Consider the following 10,794-nt stretch of genomic DNA (forward strand, 5'->3'; position numbering starts at 1 on the left):
GGGGAGGCCGGGGTGCCCCAGGCGTCCTCCGCGGGCGGGTCGTCGTCCTCGGGCGGGACCGGGTCGTACCCGCACAGCGCGTCCTCCGCGGCGCCGGCCGCGAGGCCGGTCAGCACGACGCGCCCGTCGTCGCATATCAGCACGGTCCGCACCGTGATGTTGCGGTGCGTCCAGCCGTGCGCGTGCAGCACGCGCAGGGCCGTCAGCACGTCGGAGGCCACCTCGGCCGCCCGGTACGGGGTCAGCGGCTCCTCCGCGAGGAGCGCGGCCAGCGGCCTGGCGGGCACCAGCTCGCTCACTATCCACAGCGAACCGCCCTCGGCGAACACGTCGAAGACCTGGTCAAGCCGCGGATGGTCGGGAACGGACGCCGCGGCCTGCGCCGCCGCGATCGCCCGCCGCACGGCCGGGAGTTCGCCCGCCGGGCCACCCCCTGGGCCGGAGCGGTGCGGGGGCCGGGGCGCCTGCGCGGCGTACCCGCCGGCCTCGCCGTCGACCAGCTCGGCGTCCACGATCTCGGGTAACGGCACCTGCCGGACCAGGACTTCCTGCCCGCTCCGCGTGTCGAAGGCACGGGTCTCGGCCGGCTCGTACTCGTCCGACGGCGGCAGCGGCAGACGGTAGCGGCCGGCCAGGATCCGCCCCGCGTAGTCCTCCACTGCGCCTCCCCCGAGTGCCGGGGCCGTCTCCCTGCGGCCCCGCTGACACGATACGTCGCCGGGGGCTTCCGCGTCCCGGACCCGGGCAGGCTCGTCAGGCCAGGGGCTGGAACGTCGCGAAGGCCGTGTCGCGCAGCTGCCGGCACTCCGGGCCGTCCCACTGGTCCGCCGCGCAGCTGATCATGATGGCGTAGCCGCGCTTGGCGTCCACCTTGAAACCGCGGTCGAGCACGCGGACCTTGATGCCCTTCTGCTCCCGTTCGAACTCCCAGTCGGCGACGGTGGGGTAGTCGCGGTAGCCGACCGCGTCGATGCGGATCGTCCGGTAGCCCTTGCTGCTGTTGGCGACGGCGGGGGCGAGCGCCGCCCAGGCGGCGCGCGCGTCCTCGCCGGGGCGGTTGGTGAAGTCGACCTGGATGCGCGGGAAGCCGCCGTCACGGCTGTATATGGCGCCGGAGTTGTCGCCGGCGGTGTCCGTGTGGCGGAAGTCCTGCGGCATCGCCATGGAGAAGTGGAAGCCGAGGTCCGTCACCGTGGCGAAGCCGGCGGGGAGCCCGGCCCCGGCACCGCCCGGATCGGAGCCCTGGCCCTGCCCCTGGCCCTGCGCGGACGCCTGGCCCTGCCCCTGCCCCTGGCCCTGGCCCGGGCTCTCCTGCCCGCCCGGCGTCTGGCCCTGGGCCGACGGGCTGCTGCCGCCCGCCCCGCCCCCGGTGGAGCCGGCGTCGCCGGTCTTGCCGGAGGGGCCCGGGCTCGGCTTGCCGGAGGCCGTCGTCCCCGGGCTGCCCTTGCCCTCCTCCTTGGAGTCGCCGCCGCTGAACGCGTACACGATCAGCGAGCCGATCGCGGCCAGCGCGACCACCACGCCGACGATGGCCAGCCCGATGGTGCGGCGCGACATGACGTCCGTCAGCGGCGCCGCGACCGGGCCGGTGCGCGCGCCGCCGGACGCCGGGGGCTCGGCGGCGGTCGCGGCCGTGGCGGCGGTGGCCGCGGCGGCCTTGCGGGCCGCCTTCAGTGCGGCGCGGGCACGCTCGCGCTGCTCCCGCTCGCGGCGCTCCCGCTCCTTCCTCTCCGCCTTCTCGGCGGCCTTGTCGGCGGCGGCCTTGGCCGCGGCCTCCTTCGCCGCGGTCAGGGAGATCTGCCGGGTCTCCTCCACGGCCGGGGCCAGGACCTCGACGGCCTCCGGCTCCGGCATGTTGACCACAGCGGTCAGCATGACCCGGGCGCGCTCCTCGTCGAGGCGCCGGGCCGGGTCCTTGACCAGCAGGCCGTAGATGACCTCGGTCAGCGGACCGGCGTTCTTCGGCGGCTCCACCGGCTCGGTCATGACGGCGGTGAGCGTGGCGAGCGCGGACCCCTTGTCGTAGGGGGGTACGCCCTCGACGGCCGCGTAGAGCAGGCCGCCGAGGGACCACATGTCGGCCGGCGGGCCCGGCTTCTGGCCGCGGGCGCGTTCGGGCGAGATGTACGAGGGCGCGCCGACGAGCATGCCGGTGGAGGTGATGGACGGGTCGCCCTCGACCTGCGCGATGCCGAAGTCGGTGAGGACGACGCGGCCGTTGGCGGCGATGAGCACGTTGGACGGCTTCACGTCGCGGTGCAGGATGCCCTGGCCGTGGGCGGCGCGCAGCACTTCGAGCACCGCGAGGCCGACCTCGGCGGCGCGGCGCGGGGTCAGCGGGCCCTGTTCCCGTATGAACTCGGCGAGGGAAGGGCCCTCGATGAGCTCCATCACGATCCACGGACGGCCGTCCTCGTCGACGACGTCGAAGACGGTGACGGCGCCGCCGCTGCGGATCCGGGCGATGGCCTTGGCCTCGCGGAGGGTGCGGGTGATGAGGCGGCGCTTCTCGTCCTCGTCGACGCCGTTGCCGAAGCGGAGCTCCTTGACGGCGACGGTGCGGCCGAGGGTCTCGTCCTCGGCACGCCAGACGGTGCCCATGCCGCCCTTGCCGAGCACCTCGCCGAGCCGGTAGCGGCCGGCGAGGAGCCGGCCCTCGCGGCCGCTGTCGTCGGCGGCCTTCACGGCCGCGGCCTTCACGGCAGCGGCGACGGCGTCGGCCTTGTCGATGATGGGGTTTCCGGACGTCGTCCGAACGGCGTCGGCCTGCGCCTTGGGCTTCGGCTTGGCGTCCTGGGGCGCGGCCGCGCCGCCCTTCGGGGCGTCCGGCTCCGCATCCTCCGGCCCGCCCGAAGCGGAACCCGCCGCGGCAGCGCCGCCCTTGACCAGACTCGGTTTCACGTCTTCCGACTTCGCCGAAGCGGAGCCGCTCGCAGCCGCTCCGCCCTGCACCGTACGAGGCTTCAGGTCCTCCGGCCCACCAGAAGCGGAATCCGCCGCGGCAGCGCCGCCCTTCGCCAGACTCGGCTTCACCTTCCCGGCACCGGTCGAAGCGGAACCGGCAGTGGTGGAACCGTTCTTCTCAAGGGCCTGCTTCGCGTCCTGCGGATCGTTCGAAGCGGAGCCACCTGTTGCCGTTCCGGGCTTCGGGGTCCCGGGCTTCGCTTCCTTCGGCCGGGCCGAAGCGGAACCGGTCTTGGCGGACGTTCGCGGCTTCGTGAGGCCGGGCTTGCGGGTGCCGGCGTCCAGGGTGCCGGCGTCGGGGGTGTCGGCGGCAGCGGACGCGGCGTCAGCCGACCCGGCGGCCGCGGCCGAAGGGGCATCCCCCCGCTTCGGGGAGGCGGATCCGGCCGGCTCGGCGTCGTGCGGCCCGGCGGCGGCAGAACCGCCGGCCTTCGGCGCCGCAGTGCCCGGCCCGGCCGCAGCCTCGGGCGTCCGCGCAGGCGGGACGGCCTTCACAGACGGCTCCGGCTCGCCCGACACGGGCTTCGCCCGGTCCTGCTCCGCCGCAGGCGAATCGGTGTGCTCCGGCTTCGACATGCGTCCCCTCTGCGATCGTGCCGCCTGCTCCGGCTGCCCCGGCACCCGCCGGAGTGCCCGGCGGCCCGCCCCGGGAGAACCCGCGCGATAACCCGCCCCGGCAGAACCCTTATTGTTCCTCACTCCGCAACGGACGGGAGCCCCGGGTCCGCGGTTCCCCCCTCCGGATCGCGGACTTACAACGGAACGATGTCGGGCGCACCCAGCCTGGCGGCATCCGCCGTCTGGTCGTCCGGCTGGCGCTGGGATTCGCGCTCCGCCTGCACCCTCTTCTCGTAGTGCTCCACTTCCTTCTCGATCTGCTGCTCGTCCCACCCCAGCACAGGGGCCATCAGCTCCGCGCACTCCCGCGCAGAGCGGGTCCCCCGGTCGAACGTCTCGATCGAGATCCGCGTCCGGCGGGTCATCACGTCGTCGAGGTGGCGGGCCCCTTCGTGCGAGGCCGCGTAGACCACTTCGGCCCGCAGGTAGTCGTCCGCCCCTCCGAGCGGCTCGCCGAGCGAGGGGTCGGCCGCGATCAGGTCCAGCAGCTCGTCCACCATCGACCCGTACCGGTTCAAGAGGTGTTCCACCCGCACCACGTGGAGGCCGGACCGGGCGGCGATGCCGGCCCGGCCGTTCCACAGGGCCCGGTACCCCTCCGCTCCCACCAGCGGCACGTCCTCGGTGACGCAGTCGGCGACCCGCTGGTCGAGGCCGTGCACCGCCTCGTCCACCGCGTCCTTCGCCATCACCCGGTACGTGGTGTACTTGCCGCCCGCCACGACGACCAGCCCCGGCACCGGGTGCGCCACGGTGTGCTCGCGGGACAGCTTGCTCGTCGCGTCCGACTCGCCCGCCAGCAGGGGCCGCAGGCCCGCGTACACGCCTTCCACGTCATCCCTCGTGAGGGGGACGGCCAGGACCGAGTTGACGTGCTCCAGCAGGTAGTCGATGTCCGCGCTGGACGCCGCGGGGTGCGCCTTGTCCAGGTCCCAGTCGGTGTCGGTGGTGCCCACGATCCAGTGCCGGCCCCAGGGGATGACGAACAGGACCGACTTCTCCGTCCGCAGGATGAGCCCGGTGGTCGAGTTGATCCGGTCCTTCGGCACGACGAGGTGGACGCCCTTCGACGCCCGTACGTGGAACTGGCCGCGCTCCGCGATCAGCGCCTGCGTGTCGTCCGTCCACACCCCGGTCGCGTTGACGACCTGGCGGGCGCGGACCTCGTACTCCCGCCCGCCCTCCACGTCCTGCACGCGCGCGCCGACGACCCGCTCGCCCTCCCGCAGGAAGCCGACGACCCTCGCCCGGTTGGCGCAGTGCGCCCCGTACACCGCGGCCGTCCGCACCAGGGTGGTGACGTACCGGGCGTCGTCCATCTGGGCGTCGTAGTACTGCAGGGCGCCCACCAGGGCGTCCTTGCGCAGGGCCGGCGCCACCCGCAGGGCGCGCCGGCGGGAGAGGTGCCGGTGCACGGGCAGGCCGCGGCCGTGCCCGCTGGAGACGGACATCGCGTCGTACAGGGCGACGCCCGAGCCGGCGTAGGCCCGCTCCCAGCCCTTGTGCCGGAGCGGGTAGAGGAACGGCACGGGCCGGACGAGGTGCGGGGCGAGCCGCTCCAGCAGCAGGCCGCGCTCCTTCAGCGCCTCGCGCACGAGGGCGAAGTCGAGCATCTCCAGGTAGCGCAGGCCGCCGTGGATCAGCTTGCTGGACCGGCTGGACGTGCCGGACGCCCAGTCCCGCGCCTCGACGATCCCGGTCCGCAGGCCTCTGGTCGCGGCGTCCAGCACGGTGCCCGCACCAACCACGCCGGCGCCCACCACGAGCACGTCCAGTTCCCGCTCGGCCATCCGGGCGAGGGCGTCGGCGCGCTGCGCCGGCCCCAGTGTCGCTGTCCTCACGGCTGCCTCCCGTCGGTGCGGGCCGCGCCGGCTCGGCGCGGGTGGTCCCGCTCACGTCCCCCGTCCTCGATTCTGACCCGGCACCCCCGCATCAGCCACCGCCTGTGGACAACACAACGGAGACCATAACCCCGTAATACGACAGATCGGTCATATATACGCCTAGTCTGACATCGCGCCAGCTCATCGGAGACCCCGGGATCCACAGGACTTGCGCACCCAGCCTCTCCATGCATGCCAGGGAAGGGACGGCACCACCCCATGCCCGCAGACCTCGCCGTCATCGGACTCGGCCACCTCGGCCTCCCACTGGCCCAGGCCGCCGTCGCAGCAGGAATCGAGACCGTCGGCTACGACATCGGCCCGGCCACCGGTTCCACTCTCACCGCCGCCGAGGTCCGCCGCATGTCGGCCGCCGGCTTCCGGGTCACCGCCAACCCCGCCGACCTCGGCCGGGTCCGCACCGCCGTCATCTGCGCGCCCACCCAGCTCGGCGCCGACCGCGCCCTCGACCTCGGCGCCGTCGGCGAGGCGGGCCGGGCCCTGGCCGCCCGGCTGCGCCCCCACACCACCGTGATCCTGGAGTCCGCGGCCCATCCGGGGACCACGGAGGAGTACCTCCGCCCGATCCTGGAGTCCGGCTCGGGGCTGCGCGCCGGCCGCGACTTCCACCTGGCCTACTCCCCCAGCCGCCACGACCCCGGCAACCGCACCCACACCATCGCCAACACGCCCAAGGTCATCGGCGGCCTCACCCCTGCCTGCACCGAGTCGGCCCACGCCTTCTACGCCCGCATCGCCGAGAAGGTCGTCCGCGCCCGCGGGCTGCGCGAGGCGGAGACCGTCCAGCTGCTGGAGACCAACTACCGGCACGTGAACATCGCCCTGATGAACGAGATGGCCGTGCTCTGCCACGACCTCGGCGTCGACCTGTGGGACGTCATCCGCTGCGCCGAGACCAAGCCGTACGGCTTCCAGGCCTTCCGCCCCGGCCCCGGCGTCGGCGGTCACAGCGTCCCCCTCGACCCCAACTACCTCCCGCACACCACGCGCACCCCGGGCCACCCCCTGCGCATGGTCGGACTCGCCCAGGAGATCAACGGGCGGATGCCCCAGTACGTCATCCAGCGCTGCGCCACCCTGCTGAACGAGCACGGCAAGTCCGCCCGCGGGGCCCGCGTCCTGCTCCTCGGCGTCACGTACAAGCCGGACCTCGCCGACCAGGAGGGCTCGCCGGCCCCGGAGATCGCCAGCCGCCTCCTCGACCTCGGTGCGCTGATCAGCTACCACGACCCCTACGTCGCCGGCTGGCGGGTCCGCGGCCAGCCGGTCCCCCGCGCCGAGTCCCTCTACGAGGCCGCCGCCACCGCCGACCTGACGATCCTCCTCCAGCACCACCGCACGTACGACCTCCAGGGCCTGGCGGTCAAGGCGCAGCTGCTCCTGGACACCCGCGGGGCGAGCCCCGCCGGCGCCGCCCACCGGCTCTGACCGGGTACGCCGGAAGGGCCGGCCCCCCGTCGCGGGGAGCCGGCCCTTCCGGCGTGGCGTGCGTACGGCCGCGGGGCCGGTCAGCCGTGGTGGTGGCTGTCCGCGACGGTGACCTCGACGCGCTGGAACTCCTTCAGCTCGCTGTAGCCGGTGGTGGCCATCGAGCGGCGCAGGGCGCCGAAGAGGTTCATGGAGCCGTCCGGGGTGTGCGACGGGCCGGTGAGGATCTCCTCGGTGGTGCCGACGGTGCCCAGGTGGACCTTCTTGCCGCGCGGCACGTCCTCGTGGACGGCCTCCATGCCCCAGTGGTGGCCCCGGCCGGGCGCGTCGGTGGCGCGGGCCAGCGGGGAGCCCATCATCACGGCGTCGGCGCCGCAGGCGATGGCCTTGGGGAGGTCGCCGGACCAGCCCACGCCGCCGTCGGCGATGACGTGCACGTAGCGGCCGCCGGACTCGTCCATGTAGTCGCGGCGGGCGGCGGCCACGTCCGCGACGGCCGTGGCCATCGGGACCTGGATGCCCAGCACGTTGCGGGTGGTGTGCGCGGCGCCGCCGCCGAAGCCGACGAGGACGCCGGCCGCGCCGGTGCGCATCAGGTGCAGGGCCGCCGTGTAGGTGGCGCAGCCGCCGACGATGACCGGGACGTCGAGCTCGTAGATGAACTGCTTCAGGTTCAGCGGCTCCGCGGCGCCGGACACGTGCTCGGCGGAGACCGTCGTCCCGCGGATGACGAAGATGTCGACGCCGGCGTCGACGACGGCCTTGGAGAACTGGGCGGTGCGCTGCGGGGAGAGCGCGGCGGCGGTGACGACGCCGGAGTCGCGGACCTCCTTGATGCGCTGCCCGATCAGGTCGGCCTGGATCGGGGCCGCGTAGATCTCCTGCAGGCGGCGGGTCGCGGCCTCCTCCGGCAGCTCGGCGATCTCGTCGAGCAGCGGCTGCGGGTCCTCGTGGCGGGTCCACAGGCCTTCGAGGTTGAGGACGCCGAGGCCGCCGAGCTCGCCGATGCGGATCGCGGTCTGCGGGGAGACGACGGAGTCCATCGGGGCGGCCAGGAACGGGAGCTCGAAGCGGTACGCGTCGATCTGCCAGGCGATGGAGACCTCCTTCGGGTCCCGCGTCCGCCGGCTCGGGACGATGGCGATGTCGTCGAACGCGTACGCCCTGCGGCCGCGCTTGCCGCGCCCGATCTCGATCTCAGTCACGTGTGGTGGCCTTTCCTCTGGGTCTGCCCGTCCAGTATCCCCGAAGGGCGGGGGCGCGCGTCCCGGCGACCGCTGTGCGGACGCATGCCGCGGGGGCGGGCCCGATGTCCCGGACCCGCCCCCTGGCGGCGGTCAGCCCTGGCGCGAGTAGTTCGGCGCCTCGACCGTCATCTGGATGTCGTGCGGGTGGCTCTCCTTCAGGCCCGCGGAGGTGATCCGGACGAACCGGCCGCGCTCCTGGAGCTCCGGCACCGTGCGGCCGCCGACGTAGAACATCGACTGGCGCAGGCCGCCGACGAGCTGGTGGACCACCGCGGACAGCGGGCCGCGGTAGGGCACCTGGCCCTCGATGCCCTCGGGGATGAGCTTGTCGTCGCCGCCCACGCCCTCCTGGAAGTAGCGGTCCTTGGAGAACGACTTGCGGTCGCCGCGGGACTGCATCGCGCCCAGGGATCCCATGCCGCGGTACGACTTGAACTGCTTGCCGTTGATGAAGAGCAGTTCGCCGGGGGACTCCTCGCAGCCCGCGAGCAGCGAGCCGAGCATCACCGTGTCGGCGCCGGCGACCAGGGCCTTGGCGATGTCGCCCGAGTACTGCAGGCCGCCGTCGCCGATGACGGGGACGCCCGCGGCCTTGGCTGCCAGGGCGGCCTCGTAGATGGCGGTGACCTGCGGGACGCCGATGCCGGCGACGACGCGGGTGGTGCAGATGGAGCCGGGGCCCACGCCGACCTTGATGCCGTCCACACCGGCGTCGATCAGGGCCTGCGCGCCGTCGCGGGTGGCGACGTTGCCGCCGATGACGTCCACCGAGGCGTTCGACTTGATCTTGGCGACCATGTCGCCGACGAGGCGGGAGTGGCCGTGCGCGGTGTCGACGACGATGAAGTCGACACCGGCCTCGATCAGGGCCTGGGCGCGCTCGTAGGCGTCGCCGGCGACGCCGACCGCGGCGCCGACGAGCAGGCGGCCCTCCTTGTCCTTGGCCGCGTGCGGGTACTTCTCGGCCTTGACGAAGTCCTTGACGGTGATGAGGCCCTTCAGGACGCCCGCGTCGTCGACCAGCGGCAGCTTCTCGATCTTGTGGCGGCGCAGCAGCTCCATGGCGTCGACGCCGGAGATGCCGACCTTGCCGGTGACGAGCGGCATCGGGGTCATGACCTCGCGCACCTGGCGGCTGCGGTCGGACTCGAAGGCCATGTCGCGGTTGGTGACGATGCCGAGCAGCTTGCCGGCGGCGTCGGTGACGGGCACGCCGGAGATGCGGAACTTCGCGCACAGCTCGTCGGCCTCGCGCAGCGTCGCGTCCGGGTGGACCGTGATGGGGTCGGTCACCATGCCGGACTCGGAGCGCTTGACCAGGTCGACCTGGTTGGCCTGGTCGGCGATGGAGAGGTTGCGGTGGAGCACGCCGACGCCGCCCTGGCGGGCCATCGCGATCGCCATGCGGGACTCGGTGACCTTGTCCATGGCGGCGGACAGCAGCGGGATGTTCACCCGCACGTTCCGCGAGATGAGGGAGGAAGTGTCGATCTCGTCCGGGGCCATGTCCGACGCGCCCGGCAGCAGCAGGACGTCGTCGTACGTGAGTCCGAGCGCGGCGAATTTGTCGGGCACTCCGTCGGAGTTGACAGTCATGACACCTTCCCAAATGGTCTTGCCCAGCGCGGATGTCCATGCTAACGGGATCGGGAGGCGTCTCATTCCACGAGCGAGATCACTCCCAAGTTTCGTGGATTCCTCCTAGGGAGCGGCATGCGGCCGGTTACCGGGAAATCCGCCGCCGGCGGCCCCCGGCTCTACTGCTCGGCCAGGGCCCGCAGCCGGCTGAGCGCCCGGTGCTGGGCCACCCGGACGGCGCCGGGGGACATGCCGAGCATCTGCCCGGTCTCCTCGGCGGTGAGTCCGACGGCGACGCGCAGCACGAGGAGCTCGCGCTGCGTCTCGGGCAGGTTGGCGAGCAGCTTGCGGGCCCAGGCGGCGTCGCTGCTGAGCAGCGCCCGCTCCTCCGGGCCGAGGGAGTCGTCCGGCCGTTCGGGCATCTCGTCCGAGGGGACGGCCGTGCTGCCCGGGTGGCGCATGGCGGCCCGCTGGAGGTCGGCGACCTTGTGCGCGGCGATCGCGAAGACGAACGCCTCGAAGGGGCGGCCGGTGTCGCGGTAGCGCGGGAGGGCCATCAGGACGGCGACGCAGACCTCCTGCGCCAGGTCCTCGACGAAGTGGCGGGCGTCACCCGGGAGCCGGGAGAGCCGGGTGCGGCAGTAGCGGATGGCCAGCGGGTGCACGAAGGCGAGCAGGTCGTGGGTGGCCTGCTCGTCGCCGTCGACGGCGCGCCGGACGAGGTCGCTGACCGCCCCGGCGCCGCCGCCCTTGGCGGCTCCGGTGGGGCCTGTGGCCGCGGGGGAGCCCATGGCCTCGTCGTCGCGCATCAATCCATGGTGCCTTGGCGCCGGAGTGTTCGCGGCACCGCGGCCCGTGTTGTGCGCCGAAGCGTTATGAGCGGGTGCGCCTGGACTCGTCACTGCACGCTCCCCTCCCGCTCGCCCGAATACTTTCCGAGGCCCCATCCCAGAAAATGCGCCACACACTCAAGCATGCGGCATCGCGCACGAAGCGACACGTCCCCCGGATCGGGCCCCGTCAATCCCCCGGCCGCGCACGGGGTGGGGCCGGGC

7 protein-coding genes are annotated in these 10,794 nt (G+C 73.5%); 1 reads left to right on the forward strand and 6 read right to left on the reverse strand.

All coding sequences use genetic code 11. The features are described 5' to 3' along the window. The 3 genes from EF903_RS20560 to EF903_RS20570 all read right to left on the reverse strand — a co-directional run. A partial coding sequence (locus EF903_RS20560; RefSeq protein WP_148142548.1) for a protein kinase occupies positions 1-659 on the reverse strand: 659 nt, incomplete at its 3' end. A gap of 94 nt (positions 660-753) precedes the next feature. Then, on the reverse strand, positions 754-2,901 hold the full coding sequence (locus tag EF903_RS20565; RefSeq protein WP_260615673.1) for a serine/threonine-protein kinase: 2,148 nt from the start codon (positions 2,899-2,901) through the stop codon (positions 754-756). A gap of 815 nt (positions 2,902-3,716) precedes the next feature. After that, complete coding sequence (locus EF903_RS20570; protein ID WP_125545289.1) at positions 3,717-5,423, reverse strand: glycerol-3-phosphate dehydrogenase/oxidase; 1,707 nt, start codon at positions 5,421-5,423, stop codon at positions 3,717-3,719. A 261-nt stretch (positions 5,424-5,684) separates the two neighbouring features. Here EF903_RS20570 and EF903_RS20575 point away from each other — a divergent pair, with 261 nt between their 5' ends. Next, positions 5,685-6,914 carry a nucleotide sugar dehydrogenase gene (locus tag EF903_RS20575; protein ID WP_125545291.1) on the forward strand — a complete coding sequence of 410 codons (1,230 nt, stop codon included), beginning with the start codon at positions 5,685-5,687 and terminating at the stop codon, positions 6,912-6,914. Between the two features lie 80 nt (positions 6,915-6,994). Here the strand turns inward: EF903_RS20575 and EF903_RS20580 are convergent, their stop codons facing one another. From EF903_RS20580 to EF903_RS20590, 3 genes are all read right to left on the reverse strand, one after another. Beyond that, positions 6,995-8,119: a GuaB3 family IMP dehydrogenase-related protein gene (locus EF903_RS20580; protein ID WP_114053780.1), complete on the reverse strand. Its 1,125-nt coding sequence runs from the start codon at positions 8,117-8,119 to the stop codon at positions 6,995-6,997. A gap of 132 nt (positions 8,120-8,251) precedes the next feature. Further along, positions 8,252-9,757, reverse strand: a complete 1,506-nt coding sequence (gene guaB, locus EF903_RS20585) for an IMP dehydrogenase (protein WP_125545293.1) — start codon at positions 9,755-9,757, stop codon at positions 8,252-8,254. 161 nt (positions 9,758-9,918) lie between these two features. Continuing rightward, positions 9,919-10,548 (reverse strand): sigma-70 family RNA polymerase sigma factor, encoded by a 630-nt coding sequence (locus EF903_RS20590; RefSeq protein WP_125545295.1) that lies wholly within the window; start codon positions 10,546-10,548, stop codon positions 9,919-9,921. Positions 10,549-10,794 lie beyond the last annotated feature (246 nt).

The organism is Streptomyces sp. WAC05292, assembly GCF_003949955.1.
Taxonomy (GTDB): domain Bacteria; phylum Actinomycetota; class Actinomycetes; order Streptomycetales; family Streptomycetaceae; genus Streptomyces; species Streptomyces globosus.